This is a genomic window from Streptomyces sp. NPDC020490, from assembly GCF_044335305.1.
Lineage (GTDB): Bacteria > Actinomycetota > Actinomycetes > Streptomycetales > Streptomycetaceae > Streptomyces.
Map to the genome: position 1 here is coordinate 42,995 of NZ_JBIRUY010000029.1, position 19,415 is coordinate 62,409.

Genomic DNA, 19,415 nt, shown 5'->3' on the forward strand with positions numbered 1-19,415 from the left:
ACTCACCCACCGGGCAGACCATCGATACCGCCCCGCAGCGTCGTCAGTACGGCACCGTTGACCGGAGCGCCGCCTGACCGCCCGCGTCAGGCAGCGCCCTTGAACTGGGCGCGCAGGTACGCGTCGAAGGCGCGGGCGCCGAGCAGCCGGCGGGCGTGCACCAGGACCCTCGCGGCGGCGGTGACCACGTAGCGGGGGCGCGGCGCGGCGCTGACGGCGGCCCGGTGGATGACCTCGGCGACGGCCTCGGGCGGTGCCGAGAGGCGGGTCGACCGGTAGGAGCGGGCCATCTGCTGGTCGGCGGCCGCGTTGAGGGCGGCGTACGGGCCGGCAGGAGCGGCGGATCCGGACAGGGTCCGGGCGGCCGTGTCACCGAAGCCCGTCCGGATCAGGCCGGGCTCGATCAGGCTCACCTTGACGCCGAAGGGCGCGACCTCGAAGCGCAGCGCGTCGGTGAGCGCCTCGACGGCGTACTTGCTGGCGTGGTAGTAGCCACCGGCGGGGAAAACCAGACGGCCGCCCATGGAGCCGACGTTGATGATCCGGCCGCGGCCGGCGCGACGCATGCCGGGAAGCACGAGCTGGGTCATCCGGGCGAGCCCGAACACGTTGGTCTCGAACTGGCGCCGCACGCCGTCCAGGTCGGTCTCCTCGACGGTGCCGTACGCGCCGTAGCCGGCGTTGTTGATCAGCACGCCGACCGAGCCGTGCTCCGCCTCCACCTTGGCGACGGCGTCCGCCATCGACATCTCGTCGGTGACGTCCAGAGCCATGACGCGGGCACCGGCTTCGGCGAGGTCGGTCAGGGACTCCGGGCGCCGAGCGGTGGCGTAGACGGTGAACTCGGGGTTCCGGGCGAGGCGCAGGGCGGTGGCCCGGCCGATGCCGGAGGAGGTACCGGTGATGAGGACGGCGGTGGTCATGAGGACTCCGTAGGCTGGTGAGGGGTGTGGTCCAGGCCGGCGACGAGCAGGGTCACTCCCTGGCGCAGCCGCCGCCGGGGGGCGTCGGGCTCGGACAGATCGGCTTCGATGCCCCGGGTGAGCGCGAGGAGCAGCTCGGCGAAGGCGCGCGCGTCGGTCCGCCGGCCGGCGTCGGCGACCGTGTCGACCAGCAGGCCGAGCATCGCGGTGTTGTAGTCGTCGATCAGCTCGGTCATCAGGCGCGTGTCGGCGCCCAGCAGCTCGGCGGCATGCGCCGGGCTGTCCCGCCACAGCCGCAGTGTCATCTCCAGCTTCGCCTCCAGCGCTCCGGTCAGCCGCTCGGTGAGCGTGCCCGGCACGGACGCTGCCGCGCGGGCGCCGGACAGGGACGCCTCCAGCAAGCGCGCCCCGAGGCGCCGGAAGGCGTCGTCCTTGCTGCGCACGTACTGGTAGACGGCGGGGCGGGAGATGCCGGCCTCTCGGGCGATGTCGTCCATGGTCGTGCGTCGCACACCGTGCCGGGTGAAGCAGGCGTAGGCGGCGTCCAGGATCTGCTCGAGCCTTTCGTCTTCCAACATGCTGACAATCTTTGCATGGAATGTCAGAACGTTCAAGTGGGTGGCGGACGGTCGGCGCGACACGGAGAGAGCGGAGCCGGCCGGGCACGGCGGCGGCAGCGGTCTCGTCTGACACCCGAGGCCGCCTCTCCCGAAGGAAGGCCGGCCGGCCTTCGCCGGAGGACTCACCTCATGCGCTGCTCGTGTACACGTCCGCCACGTTCGGACGGGGCGCGGGCCGATGGCGGGCAGCGGGACCTTACGCGAAGGCACGCAGGAGGTTCTCCGTCGTGCGGTTGGCGACGAAGGTGCGGGTACGGGCGTCCGTCGAGAAGACGCCCGCGCCGCTTCGCGCGGTGTAGTACGCCGAGTCGCTGTGGCTGCGGCGTCCGTTGCAGAGGAGAGGCGTGTGCGCAGTTATCGCGGCCCGGGCTGCCGTTCGACTTCCTCACCGGCCCCCGCGCCTGGGACTTCGCCCGGAACCGGCCCCTCACCGACGACCAGCCCGCCGACGTCCGCGCCCGCATCATCGAACAGGACCACCTCTGGGCGTCCCACCTCGCGGTGCACATGCCGGACGGCGCCACCCTGGCCCACGCACTGAGCGACTCCCCCGCCGGACTGCTCGCCTGGCTGCTGGAGCGCTGGAGGGCCTGGAGGGCCTGGAGGGCCTGGAGCGAACCCGCCCGGCATCCACACCGTCGACGACCGGGTCCGGGCCTTCAAGTCCGGCCCGCAGGCCCCCTGGTTCAACTACGTCAACGCCCACGACCGCGGCGGCCACTTCATCCCCTGGGAGAACCCCGACGCCTGCGTGAGCGACCTGCGCCGCACCTTCCACGACAGCAGGTCCTGAACGACCCTGTAGGGCCGTCCGGCAACGGGCCCGGCGAATACCGCGAGGTGGGGCGCCGCCGCCTCCCCTTGCTCTTCGGTGATCGGCCCGTGCAGGGTCGGCGTACGCCGTCAGGCTCTGGAAACGAAGCCGGCACGGGGCGTGGCGTAGGGAGCGAAGTGCGGTTGTCGCCGACGTGAGTTGATGGAACTGCGGGTTCCGCCTCCGGAGCTGCCCGAGCGGGTGCTGGGTCCGGTCCGTGACCGGGCCGCGCAGAGCCGCGAACGCCTCCCGCTCCCCGCCCCGCGCCAGCAGCCGGCCTGACTGGTCGGTGACCGCCAGGTCCTCAGGCAGGGTAGAGAGCAAGAGGTGGGTCGGCGCTCGGCAGCGAGCTCGAGGAGGAAACGATGACGGCACGCGACACATCCGGTACGGCCGATGCCGAGCAGGTCAATGCCGCGATGTGGCACGCCTACGGAGCGCACCACCTCGACCGGGCCACTCCCCTGCCCGAGGTGGACGAAATCGCCTGGGGTCCGGCGGGAACAGGGCCGGGGGATGCCGTACTCGGTGACCTGAGGGGCCTGCGCGTGCTCGACCTGGGCTGCGGTCCGGGCCGGCACGCCGCCCACCTGGCCCGTACCCATCACGCCGTCGTGGACGCCGTGGATCTGTCACCGACGCAGATCGAGCGCGCACGGGCGCGTTACGGAGACCTGCCGGGCCTGCGGTTGATCCAGGCCGATGCCGTCGGGTACCTGCTCACTTCGGCGCCGTACGACGTGATCTGCTCCCTGTCCGCTGTCCACTTCATCGACCCGCACCGGCTGCTGCCCGCCCTGGCGGGGGCGCTGAGGCCCGGCGGACGGCTGTACTTCACCGTGCTGCACACCAACTCGTCCGGGGACGGACCTTCTTCGCAGGTGAAGCCCCGCCCGGAGATCCTGCGCCTGGCCGGCGGCGGCGAACTGAGCGGACAGATGTGGGTGCTCACCCCAACGCTGTGGACGGACCTCCTCGCCCAGCACGGGCTGCACACCGAGGAGGTCACCGTGCTGGACGCGCCCGAGGAGGGAAACCAGGCCTCCTACCGGCTCTTCCAGGTCCGCAGGCCGGCCCGGATCACCTCTCGTCCTCGTACGGCCCAGTCGCCCGTCGCCCACGCGGCGGCCGGAGTCGGCGCGGTGCTGGTGGGGCCGCGCGGTCTGCTGCTCGGCCGCCACCGGCGAGGGACCGTCGAGCTGCCCGGCGGCACGGTGGAGCCGGGCGAGTCGTTGGAGGAGACGGTCGTGCGCGAACTGGCTGAGGAGACCGGCCTGCACGCGGATCCGGCCGACGTGCGCCTGCTGGGCATGCTCCTGGACCAGGTCGGCGGCGTCGTACGGATCACGTTCGGCGCCCTCGTCACGCGGTGGCGCGGTCAGCCCGCCGACCAGCCGGGCGAGCGGGTCGGCGACTGGGGGTGGTGGCCGCTGGACGCACTGCCGTCGGGCCTGTTCGAGTGCAGCGCCCAGATCCTCACCGCATGGCGCCCCGACCTGCCCATCGACCATCCACCGGCCCACTTCACCCCCTTCGCAACACCGCACGACGCCGGTCAGGACATCGTCGGTCCGGTCGGGACGTAGCCGCCCGCCCGGTACGCCATTGATCCCGCCGTTTCAGCCGGCACGTCGCCACCGCGCATGGCTCCACATACCCACAGGCGCCACACGTACCGGAGACACTTGGGGACCATGTGTGACCCGCGGCCACCGCATGGTCTTCAGTCCTCACACACCGATGACCAGCGGTGGCCGCCGCTCTCCCGCAGCCGGTCCACCCACGAGATCACGGTCTACGGCTGGAGCACCAGCTCGAGCTGGTACCAGGTGCCCGGCTTACCACCGATGTCGCCCGGGTCTGCCGGGCCGACCGGGACAAACCCGGCCTTGGTCAGCACCCTCTGGGAGGCCGCGTTGTCATGGGAGGTGGCCGCCCGCAGTGTGGACAGCCCGTGCCGCGCCACCGCCAGCCGGCACAGCTCCCGGACAGCCGCGGTCGCCACGCCGCGGCCGGCGACGTGCTGCGCGACCCGGTAACCGAGCTCAGCAGCGCCGTCCCCCAAGCGGTACAGGTTGAACCGGCCCAGAACCGAGCCGTCCCCGGCAACGAGCACGTAGAACCCGCCGCGGCCGGCCTCTTGCTCAGCCAACAAGGCGCTGTACCGGTCGGCGAACTGGTCGAAGAACTCGTCACCGCGGTCGGAGATCGAGGCAGCGAAGTAGGCGCGGTTCGCCAGCTCGAAGGCCAGGACCGCGTGGGCATGGTCAGCATGCAGCCGCTGCAACTCGGGCACCGTCCGACTGTACCCGGACGGTGCGTTGAGGCCACCAGAGTTTCCGCCAGTGGTAGGCATCCCCAAGGCTGGGCTGGGCTGACAGTTGTCAACTTCCCGAACCCAGAGCCGGCTTGCCCGGCCACCGCCCCTGGGCCTGCGGTGCGTCACGAATTGGCGACTCCTCACCCTTTGACGCCACAACCGTTCCACACCGGCCACTATCGTCAACGCCTCCACAAACCTGCAGGGGGGCGACATGACCAACCCGTACAACCAACCCAGGCCAGCACCGAGATGGGCACGCAAGCGGTACGTGCTCCCCGCGCTCGGCCTCGCGTTCCTCCTCGGTATCGGTGCCGGAGCCGGCGGCCAGACCACCACCGACGCCGAGCCGGCCGCCGCGAAGCCACGCCCCACCGTGACCGTCACCGCCACCACCACGACGACAGCGGAGCCTGAACCTGCCGTCACCGTCACTGCCACCGAGACCACCAAGGTCAAGGTCAAGGTCACGAAGACCGTGACCGCCGAACCGGCAGCCGACACCGGCGGTGGCAGCGGCGGTGGCAGCGTCTACTACGCCAACTGCGATGCCGCCCGCGCCGCTGGAGCCGCGCCCGTCTACCGCGGAGACCCCGGATACGGCAGCCACCTCGACCGAGACGGCGACGGCGTCGCCTGCGAATAGCGGCTCCGCCCGCCCCGCCGCAGCGGGGCGGGCCCGTCAGGCTGTCGGGGGACCCTCCGCGCATGCAGTTCACTCGGGGGAAATGGTGCGAACCCGCATCATCACCACTGCCCTGCTCTGCGTCATCCTCGGCGGCGTGGCCGCCTGCCAGCCGAGCAACGACAGCAGCAAAACCGGCGCCGGTTCGGCAAGCAGCGGCAGCCGGCCGGCGAAGGATGGGAAGGCTGCTGCGGAGAGGGCGATCGTCCCCAACTTCGTGGGCATGGGTCTGCAGTCAGCGCAGGACAAGTCGCAGGAAGTCGGCTTCTACGGACTCACGTCGCATGACGCTCTCGGCCGGGACCGCATGCAGGCCTTCGACCGTAACTGGAAGGTATGCAGCCAGAACGTGGCTGCCGGGAAGAGCGTGTCGACCGACACGGAGCTCGACTTCGGGGCGGTGAAACTCGATGAGTCGTGCCCCGCGAAGGACCAGAAACCGCCCACGGCCAAGGGCGGGAAGATGCCTGACTTCACCGGCAAGTCCGTGAAGGCGGCCCGGGCTGCGCTCGACTCGGGCACGTCGATCACCGTGAACGACGCGACCGCTGAGGAGCGGTGGGTACTGGTGGAGCCCAACTGGCAGGTGTGTACGCAAGACCCGGCCGCCGGCACGGCGCTGAACGGGCAGCCCGTCACATTCACCGCGGTCAAGTTCGGCGAGAACTGCCCCTGAGGGCTGTCCCGCGATCGCCTGTACGCAGCCCGGCGTGATCGATGGGTGTCCAGTGAACCTACGCGGCCGGTCCGCATGAAGTACGGGCTGGGTGCGGACGAGGTCCAGCAGGTGCTCTGCGGACGCGGCCGATGGAGACGTTCGCCCAGGTCGCTGCGACCGAGACCCGGGTGAGTGCCTGGCCACGCTGCATGAGCTGAAGGACGAAGACGTCCGATCCGGCGTCTGTGCGGCCTTCGACGGCGCGTCGGAGCTGCTGCACGGCCTGCCATGGAAGTCCTGGGCGCTGGTGCCCTCGAACTACGAGCACCGGGTCCGCGGCCGTTTCCTGCGGACGGGCTTGCCGGTGCCGGGCGTGAGCGTGGAGGCGGCCACTGTCGAGGAGGGCAAGCCGTCTCCCGTCGCGTATCTGCCGGCCGCCGAGCAACTCGGAGCCGAGCCGGGAGACTGCCTGGTCATCGCAGCGGCCTGCGGCGCGTGACGCTGTCACCGTCACCGTCGGGGGATGCTCCCGGAGTGTTCGAGACGGCCGTCCGTGAGTGTCGGTCGGGCGGCCTCGGGCTCTTCGCGGTCGCCGCCGATTCATCAGGCCGCTTGGCGTCGATCACCTAGGCCGGCGCGGTGACTGATGAGCAGCAGTGGGTGCGGCCGTCGGGAGTGTGGGCCACGGCGGTGGGGGTGGCCAGGGTGCGGGCGCTGGAGACCGAGCGGGAGGACGCGCTGTTCCGCGACCCACTGGCGCAGGCCTTCGCCACCGCCGGTGGCCTGTGCCCCTCCTCACCGCCGCAGCCCGACGGCGAGGCCGCGCGCCGCCGCCGGCTGGCCGTGTCGTTCTCCGTCGTCATCAGGACGAAGTTCCTCGACGACCTGTTGCGTCAGGCCTCCGCGTCCGGGATCCGGCAGGTCGTTCTGCTCGGCGCCGGCATGGACAGCCGGGCCTTCCGGATGGACTGGCCAGAGGGCACCGGGCTGTTCGAGGTCGACACCGCCGCGCCGCTGGACTTCAAGGCTTCGGTGCTGTGCCAGGAGCGAGCCGCCGCACGCTGCGAGCGGATCACCGTCGCGGTGGATCTGCGTGAGGACTGGCCGGCCGTGCTGGCCGCCGCAGGGCACGACCCGGCGGCGGCGACCGTGTGGATCGCCGAAGGACTGCTGATCTATCTGCCCGAGGGCGCGGTGGAACTGCTGCTGGCCCGGATCGGCGCGCAGTCGGCGGCAGGCAGCCGGATGGGGCTGACGCTGGGCTCACGCGGCGTGATCGAGCGCTTCGGCGCGGACGCCGTGCCGGGATCGGCGGCGTCCATGTGGGTCTCGGAGATGCCCGACGACCCGGTGGGCTGGCTGGCCGGACACGGCTGGGATGCCGACAGCCACACCCTGCGCGAGCGCGCTGCCGCCTACGGCCGTCCGATCAGCACCCCGCCACGGCGCGAGGAGCGGCCCGGCGGACTCATCTCGGCGGTCCGTCGGCAGAGCGCCTCCCCGTTCCCTGGCTGATCCATTCCAAGGGGCCGTGCCAGGCCACTTCGCGGTGCCCTACTCGTGTCGACGGGGCCGCGCGGGTCCGGTAGACGTATACGCCTTCCAGTCGGCGCGCCCGCCGGCGCCCATGACACCGACGTCGGCAGCCAGGTCTGCCTGCGACTGCGTACGCAGTTCTCGGCGGGTGATGCTGGCCACCGCGGCCGGGAACAGGGGCCTCAGAGGCTGGCACCAGCGAAGCCACGGCGGGGCGTAGACGTGGGGGGCGCGGTGGGCGATGCCGGTGGTGAGCCACTCGGCCACCTGCGCCGGGGTGTGCACCCGGCGGGCGAACCAAGGCTGGTTCCGTCGCAGGGCACGCAGCACGGGGTGCTCGTCGATACTGCTCACCATGTCGGTGCCGGTCCAGTGCAGGTAGGCGATGCCGACGCCCACACCGTCGGGTTCGACTTCACCACGCAGCGCTCGCGCGAAGGACTCCGCGCCCGCCTTCGAGGCACAGTAGGCGCTCATCATCGGCGCGGAGCCGAAGGCGGCCGTGGAGGCGATCTGGAGGAAGTAGCCGCGAGTTTCCGTCAGTTGGGGCAGGAATGCCCTGGCGGTGTTGGCGGCTCCGACCAGGTTGACGTCGATGACGCGCTTCCACAGGTCGGCCGCGGTCCGGTTGAAGGGTCCGCCGACGGCGATGCCGGCGTTGGCCACGACGACGCTTGCCGGGCCGAGCTCTGCCTCCACCCGGTGCGCGGCACGGTCGAGCGCGGTCTGATCAGTGACGTCGGCCTCGACGCAGATGCTCCGGGTGGGCAGGGAGGCAGCCGCCCGGCACAGGCTCTCCTCTTCACGGCCGAGGAGCGCGACGCGCATCCCGGCATCGGACAGGCGTCGCGCCAGGGCTTCGCCGATGCCGCGGGCCGCTCCCGTCACGACGGCCACGCGGCCTTGGAGCGGGGTGTCCCCGGCGAGCCTGTCTGTGGCGGTGCGGGCGGTGTGGCGCATGCGGGCCTCGACTCTCGTGACTTGCTCGTCCTGCACGATCTGTTTTCCGATATACCCGGAATACACCCGTTTGCTGCCCGACGTGCGCCGCAGGGCGGGCGACTCGATGCTGAGAGGAGTGTTGTCCTCCTCCGACACAAGGACGGATACGGCCTCCGACACAAGGACGGATACGGCTCATGGACAAGGCACGGCTGATCAAGGCGGCCGCTGAAAGCCTCGGCAGGCACGGCGAGGACGGCGGGTTGTCGCCGGAGGAGATCGAGCGCGTACTCGATGCCGTCTTCGGCACCGTCGAACGCCCGGGTGCGATCGCCCAAGCCCTGCGAAGCGGTCAGACGGTGTCCGTGGGCAGCTTCGGCAGCTTCCGCAGCGACGACGGCACGCCGGTCTTCCGGCCGGGCACGGCCCTCAGCGAGTTCCTCCAGGGCCAGGTCCGCTGACCTGACGGACCCTGCCCTTCAACGCGTCGCGGTACGACGTCCAGCGCGGGGCGACACCGGGCGGCCTGCCACCGGGGCTGCACCTCTCCCCCGCATCCGCCAAGGTCTACCCCCCTCTACGGCAGACCGGCCTCCGGGACGAACTGGACACTGCCACTGCCACTGCCACTGCCACTGCCACTGCCACTGCCAATGCCGTCAGCGGCCGTGGCGGGTGACGCCTGCGCCGGGAGACGCCGTACGGCCGGGACGCACAGCAGCGCCAGAGCGGCGGGGACAGCGATGACCGTCATCCCGTACAGGGTGGGCCGGACGCCGAGTGCGTCGGACACCGGGCCGGCCAGTGCGAGGCCGAGCGGCATGAGGCCTGCCGACAGGAGGAAGTCGTAGGAGCTCACGCGGGACAGGGCTGCTTCCGGCACGTGGGTCTGCAGCGCGGTCTCCCAGGTGACGAAGAAGAGGGAGACGGCGATGCCGGTGACCGCTTCGAGGACGGCGATGAGGGCGACCGGGGCGCCGGATCCGATGACGATCGCCTGGCAGGAGGCCACGGCCAGCGCCGCCGCGGCGAGCACCATGGGACGCCTGGCCGTGAGCCGGTAGGCGCAGACGTCCCCGACGACGGAGCCGATGCCGAAGCCCGCGGTGATGACCGACCAGCTCGCGGCACCGCCCCACTCCTGATCGGCCAGGACGGGTCCCAGCACGAACACCGACGGCAGGACGACGACGTGGTAGACCGCCATGGCCGCCATGCCGGACCACACCCACGTGCGGCTGCGCACCTGTACCCAGCCGGCGCGCAGTTCCCCGAGGAATGCCGTGCCGGCGCTGCGCCCCGCCGTCTCGGCCGCCGTGCTTCGGGGCCGCAGCCGGGCCAGGAACGCGGCGCTGACCGCGAACGTCACGGCGTCCAGGGCCAGGGCGCCGCCGGGTCCGGCCAGCACGACCAGGCCGCTGGCGAGGGCCGGGCCCAGCACCAGCCCGGCCGACTGGACGAACCCGCGCAGAGCGTTGGCCTCCCGCAGCCGCTCGGGCCCGACGACCAGTGGCATCAGCCCGGTGGACGCCGGCATGAAGAAGGCGTCCGCGGTTCCGAACACGATCATCAGCAGTACGAGATGCGGTACGGCGGCGACGCCGGTCAGCAGCAGCAGGGCGGTCAGCCCTTGTACGGCGCACCGCACCACGTCGGAGACGAGCATGATGCGGTGCCGCCGGAAGCGGTCCGCCCACACGCCCCCGACCAGGGCGAACAGGAGCATGGGCACCAGGCCCGCGGCCGCCACCGCTCCGACGTCGGAGGCCGACCCGCCCACCGAGAGCACGGCGAAGGGCACGGCCACGAAGGACACGCGGTCGCCCAGGACGGACAGCGACTGCCCGATGAACAGGCGGGCGAACTGCGGCTCTTCGCGCAGCACAGGGGGAATCAGGGATCTCACGGGCGGCCGATCGGGGGGCGGAAGGACAAGATGTGCAGCGCCCGATCCTAAGGAGGACCGTCGTCACCGGTCACCTGGATTTCTGCCGGGCAGCGGTCAGGCCGCGCACTGACGGGCCGGGTGGTGAGGTGTCCGACATCCCCTCGCTGGTTACAAGTCGGCTCGTCCACCGGAGCGATCGGGAGGCCCGTACGCAGGTGCTCGACCGGGCCGGTGGCTCGACTGTCACCCCTCAGGAGAACGCGCCGACGGCCGCGCTCCCTCGCCGGAAATGGTTTGAGCGAGGCGGCGCGCCGCTGCTACTTTCGCGGTGGACCGTGAAGTCGTCGTATGGAGGTGAGCCCCGTGAACACAGTTACCCGTGGGTGCTCCCTCAACCCGTCACGGTCCGGCGGCTGACGTTCGGTGTCGCCAGGAGCGCCTGAGATCGAGGCACTCCTGGAAGGAGACTCCGATGAACACGAAGCCTTTCACATCTGGCCTGAGCGGGAACGCGGTGGTGATCACGCGCGTCGCGGACAGGCAATGGCATGCGCTGGATGACGACCTGGTGGTCGGCCGCGGGCATGCGGAGCACCGGCCCGATGGACGCTTGTTCGTCAGCATCGACGCCTGGCACGACGTCGCCTTCGACCGGCTCGCCGAGGCGATGCTGGCCCAACTCCCGGCGCCGCTGTACACGGTGGTCGACGAAGCCGACGTCGAGCTGACAGCCGGCTGGCGGCGGGCCGGTTTCACGATCCGGCGCCGCGAGTGGGAGTACGCCGTGCCGACCGACCCGCGGGTCACAGGGCTCGGAGCGGTCCTGCCGCCTTCGGGCGTGACGATCGTGCCCGCCGGTCAGGCGGACGAGAATCTGCTGCGGGCGGTGGACCGCGCGGTCCGTGACGAGGTCGAGGCGACCGTCGGGTGGCAGTCGATGCCCGCGGAGGTGATTCCCCGCCCCGAAGGCGACACCATCGTCGACCCGGCGAAGTACGCAGTGGCTGCGGCGCCGGACCGCTACCTGGGTCTGATCCGGGTGGTGACGGTGAACCGGCCGCGCATCGGGCTGGTCGCGGTCCGGGCCGTCGAGCAGCGCCGCGGCATCGCGCGGGCGCTGCTGGCCCACGCGCTGGGTACGCTGCACCGCTCCGGGTTCGCCGCGGCCTGGACCGAGGTCCAGGAGTCCAATCAAGCAGCCTCGGCGCTGTTCGAGGGCATCGGCGCCCGGCCGATGAGCAGCAACCTGGAGCTGGTGCGATGACGAAGAACAAGAACGTCATCGAAGTCGAGGGCAAGGTCGTCGAGTGCCTGCGCAGCGCCATGTTCACCGTGGAGCTCGAGAACGGCCACCACGTGCTCGCGCACATCAGCGGGAAGATCCGCAAGAACTACATCAAGATCATGCTGGAAGACCGGGTGCTGGTGGAACTGCCGCCGTACGACCTGACGCGCGGCCGGATCGTGTTCCGGTACCGGAACTAGCGGCGGTCGGCGCCTTCTACGGTGGCTGATCTCCCGGGGCCCCGGTCACGGCGTTTCCGTGACCGGGGCCCCGATGACGGCTCGCACGGCCGCGGCGGCCACCGCTCCATCCACCGCCAGCAGGTCTGGGCCGGGCCCAATCCCAGCTGCGGGGGCAGCAGTTGCCAGGCGACACGCGGCCGCTGTAGCGACGGGCCTCGGTACGCTCGTTGTTGAGTTGAGGGGAAAAGGGTTCCCCTCTTTGCCGGCGTGCCGGTCGCAGCGGGCGCCTTCGGTCCGCTGCGGCTGTTCGCAGTGCTCAGCGGTTGTCGATCAGGGCGAGCGCCTCGGCTGTCGGACGTACGTCACCGAAGGAGCGGTAGACGGTGTGGAGGGTCGCGTTGTGGTCCTGGTCGCGGCCGGCGGCGTTCGCGTCGGCGACCATGATGAGCCGGTATCCGAGGGTGAAGGCGTCGCGGGCTGAGGACTCACAGCACACGTTGGTCACCGTGCCGGTGACCAGCACTGTGTCGATCCCGCGCTTGTGCAGGAGTTCGGGCAGGAAGCAGCGGCCGGGAAAGAAGGCGCTGGGTGCGGACTTCTCCACCAGGACATCGCCGGCGCTGACGGTGAACTCGTGCCACAGCCTCTTCGGTAGCGGGCCGCTGCCGCCGGAGTTGCGGAACATCTCTGCGGCTTGAGGGCCATGGAACTCGTCGCCGACCGGGGTGCGTTCGGTGCGTGCGGGCAGCACCCAGGCCACCGTTCCGCCGGCCGTGCGCAGCCGGTCGGCGAGGCTTTGGATGTTCGGCACGATGCCGCGGCAGTAGGGGTTGGCGTCGACGAAGAACGGCACCATGTCGACCACCACCAGGACGGTCCGGGCTGGGTGGAGGCTGTTGTAGGCGAACCGGCGGCCGCGGCGCTGCTCCTGGCGCCGGTATTCACGGTCCTCGATGTGCCAGGCATGCGTGCGGGCCTCCTTCTCGGTCACGACGGGATTCCTGTCATTCGTGGTCCGGGCGGAGTTTTCGGTTGGTGCCGGACCTGCCGATGTCCAGGTCCAGGAACGATGTCAGCGCGGTGCCGCTGTTCCAGAAGCCGAGCAGGTTGACGTCGATGAGTACCAGTCGGTGCTTGGCGGCGAAGTCACGGGCGGGTTTGGTGAAGACGCACGACGCCACGAAGACGGGGGTGTCGGCGCCGTGTTCGGCACGGGCGGTGCCGTTGAACGTCTGGATGTCACGGCTGCCGACCGTGCGGTGCTTGGCGTAGCGCTTGCACTGGATGACGAAGCGGCGGCCGTCGGGCAGGAGGCCGGTGACGTCGGTCCCGAGGTCGCCGGCGCCGCCGACTCGTTTCACGTCGGTGCAGCCGTCCCGGCGGCACAGATCGGCGACGTACTCCTCGAACTGCCGGTCGTCCATTGACCAGACGGCGTCCAATGACCGGCGGGCTCGGCGGCGCGCGTCCTCGGCCAGTCGGGCCTGCTCCGCCTGCGCCTCGTGCCGTCCGGCGCTCACCAACTTGGCGACGACGATCCCGACGGCTGCCACGGCCGCCACGGCTGCCACAGCGAGTAGCACTGTCCCCATGAGCGGGTCCCCCTTCTGCGGTCTGCTGACCTGTTGCTCCCCAACCGTCGGGCCGCCCATCCAGCGCCATGACGGCCGGCTGTCCCGGCGCGTCGTCTCTCCCGGTTCCTCCCGCCAGGGCTACCCCTGCACTGGTTGAGGACATGCCGAGCGCCGGAGCCCGAGACGCGACGACCCCGACGCACTGCTCCCCCGCTCGAACAGATCACGACCGACCCCATGACGGCTTGACCTCGGTAAGCCTGGCACGCACCGTCGCAACGGCAAGGGGCCTGTCCGCTCCCCAGCCAGGGAGGGAACAGGCCCCACATGTCACCAGTTGAGGAACGCGGTCGGGGCCGCGCGTAGCCGTGAGAATCCTTCGGTGTGGTGGCGGTGAGGCCCCAGCGGAGCTGGTTGGGCCAGGGCCCGCAGCCAGCAGCCCGGGCAGCACCCACCATTCCCGGTGCCCAGGTCCGGGTGCGCAGCCCGCCGCCGGGACCGCCCGGCTACCGAACCGCTCCTCACTCCAGGGTGACGTGCATGCCACCCTCGGCCAGGACCTCGAGGACCTCGGTGAAGAGGTCACAGGGCTCGCCGTCCGGTGTCAGGGTCTGGGACAGGTACGGCAGTAGCAGGGGGGGCGGATCACGCCGTCTATCCGGTCAGGCCCACCAGAAGGGCGGTGGCGCAGAGGACGGCCGCCGTGCCGAACAGGAGCAGCGCGCGCCGGATGAGGGCGTACTTGGTGGCGGCGATCTTCGACACCTCGTAGATCTGGTCGACGACGGAGGCGCCCGGGGTCCGCAGCGTCCGTACGAGCCGGTCCTCCAGCGTCTCCTTCGGACGGGTGACGACATCGCCGAAGTAGCTCACCAGGTGCGCCGGGGCCGCTGTGGTGCGGCGGGTGCGGGGGCAGACGGCCCAGCCGAGGAGCGTCACCCCCGCCACCGCAGCGCACAGGCCCGCCCACCACAGCCAGGCGACAGCGTCGGTCATGGGCCGGGCGTACACCCGGCCCCTGAGCGCCGCGGAGAGAGCCGCCCCGAGGGCGACCCCCGCCCCGGCCAGCAGCAGGGACGCCTTGGCGTCGGCCTGCCGGACCTCGTTGCGGGCGTCGGCCAGCAGCCGGTCCGCGTAGGCGCGGAACTCCGCGCTGTCCGGTCCCGGGCCGGTCACCGCGAGTCCAGCGAGGTGAGGTCCGGGGAGGCGGGGTCCGGGGAGGCGGGGACAGGCGCGGCCGAGTCTGTGGCGGCGATGAACTGGCGGCGCATCAGCTCCAGTTCACCGTCGGTCACCACGCGCCTCATACTGACCGAGGAACCCCCGCCCGGCTGGCCGAGCAGGACGTCGGCGGCCCCGGGGACCGGCAGGCTGAGCACCGCCAGTGTGGCGCAGAACCGGTTGCGCGCGATCGGCGTCGCGTGGAACGTGCGCACCGGGACCTCGTGCCAGGTCCCGGCCGGGAAGCGGGCGGCGCGCAGGGTGGGGACCACGTCGAGGTCCTCGCCGGTCTCGTGCAGCTCGTCCCTGCCCGTCACCCCCGTCGGCCGGACCTCGTAGACGCGCAGGCGCCGCGCGCCGGGCGGCACCTCGCGCGGGTCGTGCGGGCCCGGGTCGACGGGCCCGTACTGCGACTCCCGGTACTCGCCCGCCAGGACGCGGGAGTACAGGCGGAAGCAGTGCTGGTGGATGGACGGGTGGCCGGGCAGGCCCCGGCGGAGCCCGTCCGGCCAGAAGTGGACCCGGACGAGGCCCAGCGCGGGGACCTGAGCGATCTCGAAGGTCGCGAAGCCGGTGGGGTGCCACAGCCCGCGGCCCAGCCGGCCCGCCCGGATCGCGGCCACCGTGCCGGCCAGCAGGTCCCCGGTCGCGGCGGCGGCCTCGTCGAGGAAGCGCAGGTGCGCGGGCTCACGGCCCGGTCCGGGTATGGACACGGGGACGGGGCCCGGTCCGGGTCCGGGTACGGGTACGGCCGCGGGGTCGCCGACCGGGGTCGGGGTCACCGCGTCTCCCCCGCCGGGGACGGCCGCTCGGTCTCCGCCGTCCGCACCTGGTACACGAAGGCGTCGCCCTCGTACTCCTTGGCGGTCAGGGACGTTTCGCCGAGTGCCGTCCAGTCACCGAACGGCGACCCCGACTCCGACGGTTTCACCTGCTCCGCGAGCTGCCCGCTCACCGCGACCAGATGCGATCGCCGTGGAAGGGACGCGAACATGGGTGCACTCCTCTCCTTCGAGGCCGTCGCCAGCCCCTGTTCCAGCCGGACCGCCTCGATCACCGCGGTGCCGTCGAAGGCGGCGGCGAAACTGCGGGTGCCGGCGATCCGGCCGTAGCTGTAGTCGCCCTGGTGGAGCACCATGCGGGTGCCCACGCGCTTCTCGGGCGCGCGTATGGAGCCGTTGAGCCGCTCGATGAGGCCCACGAGGGCCTCCCAGCGGGTGACGATGTTCGAGATCAGCGCGGTGGTGTTCGTGAACGCCCGCTCGGGGAAGGCGGCCACGAACCCGTCGCCCGCGAACTGGGCCTGGGTGGTGCCGAGGTCGCCGAGCATGGTGTGCAGTTCGTGCGCGACCTGCCTGCGGAACTCGTCCTGCGCCCGGTCCGCGGTGGTGGAGAAGGTGTGCATGTACTCGAACGCGTACCGCAGCGCGGTCCCGTATCCGGCGAGGTCCACCACGCACAGCACCCCGCGCTCCTTGCGGTGGAACAGCTCCGGCGGTACGTCGAGGCCCTCCTCGCTGATGACGAGCCGGCGCATCTCCTCCTGGAGGACGTACTCGACGTTGCTCATCAGCGGCTTGCCGAGGAACCAGCGCTCGCTGCGGCCGTGCTCCTCGCCGGGACGCACCTCCGTCGCCGTCAGGTACCCGCGCAGGGGCAGGAAGACGTAGCCGCGCCGCTGCTCGGGGTCGGCGAGGTTGCGGGAACTGGAGGCGTCCACGCCCACCAGGCCGTGCCGGAGGATGTAGTACGCCTTCACCGTGCTCGGGGAGCGCGGGGACACCTTCAACTCCATGAAGGGGCTGCGGCGCCGGAGCTGGGTGTCCCGCAGGCCCATCTGGTAGGCGAGGTGGTTGAGGTCCCGCTCGATGTCGATGCGGCCCGCCGCATCGGTGGCGAGCTGCAGCAGGGATCCGGCCGTCGTGGGCGGCGAGAACTCGATCGGGACCGGGTAGGCGACGAACGGCGGCGCCCAGTACCCATCGTCGTGCGGCGGGCTGTTGCGCTGTCCGGCGAGCGGATAGCTCGGGTGGACGAGCATCAGGTGGTGGTCGTCCTGCCAGGAGACGGCGATCTCCAGCGTCGAGATGATCCACACCTGTGACGGGGGCACCGGGAGCGGCATCTTCCCCGGGCTCTCGTCGGTCAGGACCTGGTAGGTCATCTACTCACTCTCTGTTCACCCTCACGGCCCGCCGGGGGTCAGATGCTCGACCGGATGGCAGGCAGCGCGTCCGCCACGTTGGACGACACCTTGCGGCCGAACGGCGTCTCGGACCGGGCGAGTTCCTCCGCCAGCCGGGACGGCTCGATCCACACGTGCGGCAGCTCCGGATCGAGCGCGGCGACGCGGTTGAGGAAGTAGCTGAACTCGTAGGCGGTGTAACTGTTGGACGTCTTGGAGAACTTGAGGGAGTAGTTCGTGTAGAACGGCGTCCCGTTCCAGGTGCCGTTCAGGTCGGCGATGACGTTGTTCACCCCGGTCTGGATGGCCGATACGTAGGCGTCCTGACGGCCGACGCGCAGCTGCTCCAACGCGTCGGAGAGGGCGCGGAACGTGGATCCCTCGGTGAGGGCCAGGATCGGGCGGCTGCCGTCGTCCGGGCCGTCCGGGGCGGCGGCCAGTTCGTCGCGCGTCAGAATGAGCGACGCGTAGGGGAACATCCAGGTGTCCCAGGTGCCGGCCGGGTGCGGGTCCACCACGAGGATTTCCTTGGCACTGTTGACGACCACCTGGGGGGCGGTCAGCGCGTACCGCTGGGGGACGACGGCGGCGTCCAGGCGTTCGTCGTTGAGGTCCGAGTCCCGGTCCCAGGAGTAGTCAGCGTTGGTCATGGGGTCACTCTCTGCTTTCTGTTCGATGGTCTCCGCGGTCCGCGAGGGCGTTCGCGTTCTGCGATTCCCGGTCTGCGGTCCGCAGCCTGCAATCCGCGGTCTGCGGTTCGCGGTTCGCGGTCTGCGGTCTGCGGTCTGCGGTCTGCGGTCTGCGGTCTGCGGTCGCACTCTAGGGTCCGCGGAGGCGTTCGATCTCCCGCCGGGCGCGGGATTGCGCCCGGGACAGGAAGACGTCGGTCGGCCGGAAGTCGGGGTTGCCGCTGTGCCGGAACAAGGGGGTGCGGGTGCGTACCGAGCCGGAGGGCGTGACCTCGGTGAGCGGCACGGGCGATCCTGCCGGAGGCGGATGGGTCTCGGCGGTGAGCACCGAGACCCACACGGTGCCCAGACCCTGCCGGAGGGCGGCCAGGCAGCGGTGGACCCCGTCGAGGATCAGCAACCCGTTCGGGTGACGCTCGACCAGCGGGCCGAGCAGCAGCGTGCCGTCCGGCGGCGGCCCGGTGATGACGGGCCGGTACGGGGCGATCCCGGCGCGGGTGAACGCACGTAGCAGTGCCTGGGCCGACGTGTAGGGGTCGAACGCGACCAGCTCGATCACGCTGCTGAGCGAACGGAGGCCGACCCGTTCGCACGTCACCTCCACCGCCCCGAAGCGGTCGCCCCAGCTGTCGGCCACCGCCTGCCGCCAGGCCCGCGCGGCCAGGTCCGGGGAGAGCGGGGTCATCGGCGGGCCGCCGTCGGCGCGGGGCTGCCGGGAAGCCGCCAGGGCGGGTCGTCCAGCCGTGAGTCCGCCCCGTCCACCACCTACAGGGCCACCAAGTCGCCTGCCGGGGTGCCGAGATGGCAGAGGTCCCCGGTGAACGTGCCCCGGTCGCCCCGTTGGAAGTCGCCGCGGTCACGCATGTGACTGACGAGCACCGGGAGTCGGCGGGCCACCTCACCGGGCAGCGCGGCCGACACCTGTTCGGGTACGAGGCCGAGCAGGGTCGGCAGATACGCGCTGTGCGCGTCCGCCACCACCCGGCCGCTCACCGTCACGTTCCGCAGCAGCGTGCGGGCGGCGGTGAGGCCGGTGAGGGGTGCGTCGGCGGGGTCCTCGTAGCGGAAGAAGGGGCACAGGATGCCCGCGCCGGTGCGCAGCCGGATCCGCCAGTCCTTGCCGTGCTCACGCAGACGGGCCTCGGGATGGGCGCGGCCGTGGGCCGACAGGCGCCGGGTGATACGGACGGCCGCCTCCGGGCCCACGTCGAACACCACGTCGTAGTCGTGCATGCTCGACACGGCGGGGTCCCCGAGCAGCAGGCGGGCCGATCCCGTGAGTCCGAGCGGGCCGGCGGGCAGCGCGTCCCCCAGGACGCGGGCCAGCTCGGCGAGATGGGACTCGGCGTAGCGGCGCAGGAAGGAGCCGGGCACCGTGTCGGTGCGCGGGTCGACGGCGGCGGACAGGTGCAGGTCGACCTGGGAGAGCGGCACGATCGACTTCGCCGAGAAGGGGTGCGCGTGGTCGAAGCAGGTGCCCGTCGGGAAGCGGACCAGCTCCCGCTCCCGCTCGGACATCCCCCGCCCGTCCACCACGTACGCCTTGCGGTACCGGGACCCGAACAGCGCGTACCCGCCCGTCGTGGACGGCACGAAGGCCAGTTCCCCGACCAGGTGTCCGGGCGGGTGGCAGTGGCCGTGCACCGCCAGGATCCGGCCGTCCTTCAGCAGGACGTAGTCCTGGTCCCGGATGGGCGTCCTGTTCCCTTCAGCGCCGTCCGGGCGCCGCGGTGCCGGGGTCCGTGCTCCCGCTCGCATGCCGGCTCCGCCTTTCGCCGTATCGGAGGTGATCAACGCCGATGGCCGATTCCCGGCGTCCCGCGGGCTCCCGCCCGCGCGACCCTGCGGCCGTGATCGACAGTCCTCCCAGGATGGGCCGATACCGCACGCGTG

Annotated in this window: 20 protein-coding genes and 2 pseudogenes; 9 read left to right on the top strand and 13 right to left on the bottom strand. The window is 71.4% G+C overall.

What is annotated here, in order from left to right; translation table 11 throughout:
• Nucleotides 1–86 precede the first annotated feature (86 nt).
• A complete protein-coding gene (locus ACH4ZX_RS27290) occupies nt 87–923 on the bottom strand; it encodes an oxidoreductase (RefSeq protein WP_398277973.1) in 837 nt (278 codons plus the stop codon).
• Nucleotides 920–1,501 (bottom strand): TetR/AcrR family transcriptional regulator, encoded by a 582-nt coding sequence (locus ACH4ZX_RS27295; protein ID WP_398277976.1) that lies wholly within the window; start codon nt 1,499–1,501, stop codon nt 920–922. The genes ACH4ZX_RS27290 and ACH4ZX_RS27295 overlap by 4 nt, the downstream gene beginning before the upstream one ends.
• Before the next feature lie 408 nt (nt 1,502–1,909).
• Between ACH4ZX_RS27295 and ACH4ZX_RS27300 the strand changes: the two are divergent.
• A pseudogene (locus ACH4ZX_RS27300) lies at nt 1,910–2,336 on the top strand (epoxide hydrolase); the annotation flags it as partial.
• Between the two features lie 386 nt (nt 2,337–2,722).
• Nucleotides 2,723–3,943, top strand: coding sequence for a bifunctional class I SAM-dependent methyltransferase/NUDIX hydrolase (locus tag ACH4ZX_RS27305; RefSeq protein WP_398277979.1), 1,221 nt, complete (start codon nt 2,723–2,725; stop codon nt 3,941–3,943).
• 209 nt (nt 3,944–4,152) lie between these two features.
• Here the strand turns inward: ACH4ZX_RS27305 and ACH4ZX_RS27310 are convergent, their stop codons facing one another.
• Nucleotides 4,153–4,653, bottom strand: coding sequence for a GNAT family N-acetyltransferase (locus ACH4ZX_RS27310; protein ID WP_398277982.1), 501 nt, complete (start codon nt 4,651–4,653; stop codon nt 4,153–4,155).
• Between the two features lie 238 nt (nt 4,654–4,891).
• Between ACH4ZX_RS27310 and ACH4ZX_RS27315 the strand changes: the two genes are divergently transcribed.
• The 4 genes and pseudogenes from ACH4ZX_RS27315 (at nt 4,892) to ACH4ZX_RS27330 (ending at nt 7,535) form a co-directional block, all read left to right on the top strand.
• Nucleotides 4,892–5,323, top strand: a complete 432-nt coding sequence (locus ACH4ZX_RS27315) for an excalibur calcium-binding domain-containing protein (RefSeq protein WP_398277985.1) — start codon at nt 4,892–4,894, stop codon at nt 5,321–5,323.
• Nucleotides 5,324–5,405: 82 nt separating this feature from the next.
• Complete coding sequence (locus ACH4ZX_RS27320) at nt 5,406–6,038, top strand: PASTA domain-containing protein (protein WP_398277988.1); 633 nt, start codon at nt 5,406–5,408, stop codon at nt 6,036–6,038.
• Between the two features lie 75 nt (nt 6,039–6,113).
• A pseudogene (locus ACH4ZX_RS27325) lies at nt 6,114–6,507 on the top strand (phosphatase); the annotation flags it as partial.
• 188 nt (nt 6,508–6,695) lie between these two features.
• Nucleotides 6,696–7,535 carry an SAM-dependent methyltransferase gene (locus ACH4ZX_RS27330; RefSeq protein WP_398278177.1) on the top strand — a complete coding sequence of 280 codons (840 nt, stop codon included), beginning with the start codon at nt 6,696–6,698 and terminating at the stop codon, nt 7,533–7,535.
• A gap of 39 nt (nt 7,536–7,574) precedes the next feature.
• Here ACH4ZX_RS27330 and ACH4ZX_RS27335 read toward each other — a convergent pair whose 3' ends face one another.
• On the bottom strand, nt 7,575–8,516 hold the full coding sequence (locus tag ACH4ZX_RS27335; RefSeq protein ID WP_398278180.1) for an SDR family oxidoreductase: 942 nt from the start codon (nt 8,514–8,516) through the stop codon (nt 7,575–7,577).
• 179 nt (nt 8,517–8,695) lie between these two features.
• Between ACH4ZX_RS27335 and ACH4ZX_RS27340 the strand changes: the two genes are divergently transcribed.
• Nucleotides 8,696–8,959 (top strand): HU family DNA-binding protein, encoded by a 264-nt coding sequence (locus ACH4ZX_RS27340; RefSeq protein ID WP_398277991.1) that lies wholly within the window; start codon nt 8,696–8,698, stop codon nt 8,957–8,959.
• Between the two features lie 116 nt (nt 8,960–9,075).
• Here the strand turns inward: ACH4ZX_RS27340 and ACH4ZX_RS27345 are convergent, their stop codons facing one another.
• The gene (locus ACH4ZX_RS27345; RefSeq protein ID WP_398277994.1) at nt 9,076–10,383 is read right to left on the bottom strand and encodes an MFS transporter; all 1,308 of its coding nucleotides are present in this window, start codon (nt 10,381–10,383) and stop codon (nt 9,076–9,078) included.
• A 475-nt stretch (nt 10,384–10,858) separates the two neighbouring features.
• On the opposite strand from ACH4ZX_RS27345, the gene ACH4ZX_RS27350 reads away from it, so the two are divergent.
• The gene (locus ACH4ZX_RS27350) at nt 10,859–11,650 is read left to right on the top strand and encodes a GNAT family N-acetyltransferase (protein ID WP_398277997.1); all 792 of its coding nucleotides are present in this window, start codon (nt 10,859–10,861) and stop codon (nt 11,648–11,650) included.
• Nucleotides 11,647–11,871: a translation initiation factor IF-1 gene (infA, locus tag ACH4ZX_RS27355; RefSeq protein WP_383874982.1), complete on the top strand. Its 225-nt coding sequence runs from the start codon at nt 11,647–11,649 to the stop codon at nt 11,869–11,871. Before ACH4ZX_RS27350 ends, infA begins: the two co-directional genes overlap by 4 nt.
• 298 nt (nt 11,872–12,169) lie before the next feature.
• Here the strand turns inward: infA and ACH4ZX_RS27360 are convergent, their stop codons facing one another.
• The 8 genes from ACH4ZX_RS27360 to ACH4ZX_RS27395 all read right to left on the bottom strand — a co-directional run bounded on the left by ACH4ZX_RS27360 (nt 12,170) and on the right by ACH4ZX_RS27395 (nt 19,280).
• Nucleotides 12,170–12,844, bottom strand: a complete 675-nt coding sequence (locus ACH4ZX_RS27360; RefSeq protein ID WP_398278001.1) for an isochorismatase family protein — start codon at nt 12,842–12,844, stop codon at nt 12,170–12,172.
• 13 nt (nt 12,845–12,857) lie between these two features.
• Nucleotides 12,858–13,445 carry a restriction endonuclease gene (locus ACH4ZX_RS27365; RefSeq protein ID WP_398278004.1) on the bottom strand — a complete coding sequence of 196 codons (588 nt, stop codon included), beginning with the start codon at nt 13,443–13,445 and terminating at the stop codon, nt 12,858–12,860.
• Between the two features lie 636 nt (nt 13,446–14,081).
• Nucleotides 14,082–14,603, bottom strand: coding sequence for a Pycsar system effector family protein (locus tag ACH4ZX_RS27370; RefSeq protein ID WP_398278007.1), 522 nt, complete (start codon nt 14,601–14,603; stop codon nt 14,082–14,084).
• Nucleotides 14,600–15,430, bottom strand: a complete 831-nt coding sequence (locus tag ACH4ZX_RS27375; protein WP_398278010.1) for a hypothetical protein — start codon at nt 15,428–15,430, stop codon at nt 14,600–14,602. Before ACH4ZX_RS27375 ends, ACH4ZX_RS27370 begins: the two co-directional genes overlap by 4 nt.
• A complete protein-coding gene (locus ACH4ZX_RS27380) occupies nt 15,427–16,812 on the bottom strand; it encodes a hypothetical protein (RefSeq protein WP_398278012.1) in 1,386 nt (461 codons plus the stop codon). Before ACH4ZX_RS27380 ends, ACH4ZX_RS27375 begins: the two co-directional genes overlap by 4 nt.
• Nucleotides 16,813–16,850: 38 nt before the next feature.
• Nucleotides 16,851–17,483, bottom strand: coding sequence for a hypothetical protein (locus ACH4ZX_RS27385; RefSeq protein WP_398278015.1), 633 nt, complete (start codon nt 17,481–17,483; stop codon nt 16,851–16,853).
• A gap of 169 nt (nt 17,484–17,652) precedes the next feature.
• Entirely contained in the window at nt 17,653–18,207 is a 555-nt protein-coding gene (locus ACH4ZX_RS27390; RefSeq protein ID WP_398278018.1) for a hypothetical protein, read from the bottom strand.
• 80 nt (nt 18,208–18,287) lie between these two features.
• Entirely contained in the window at nt 18,288–19,280 is a 993-nt protein-coding gene (locus ACH4ZX_RS27395) for a hypothetical protein (protein ID WP_398278021.1), read from the bottom strand.
• Nucleotides 19,281–19,415 lie beyond the last annotated feature (135 nt).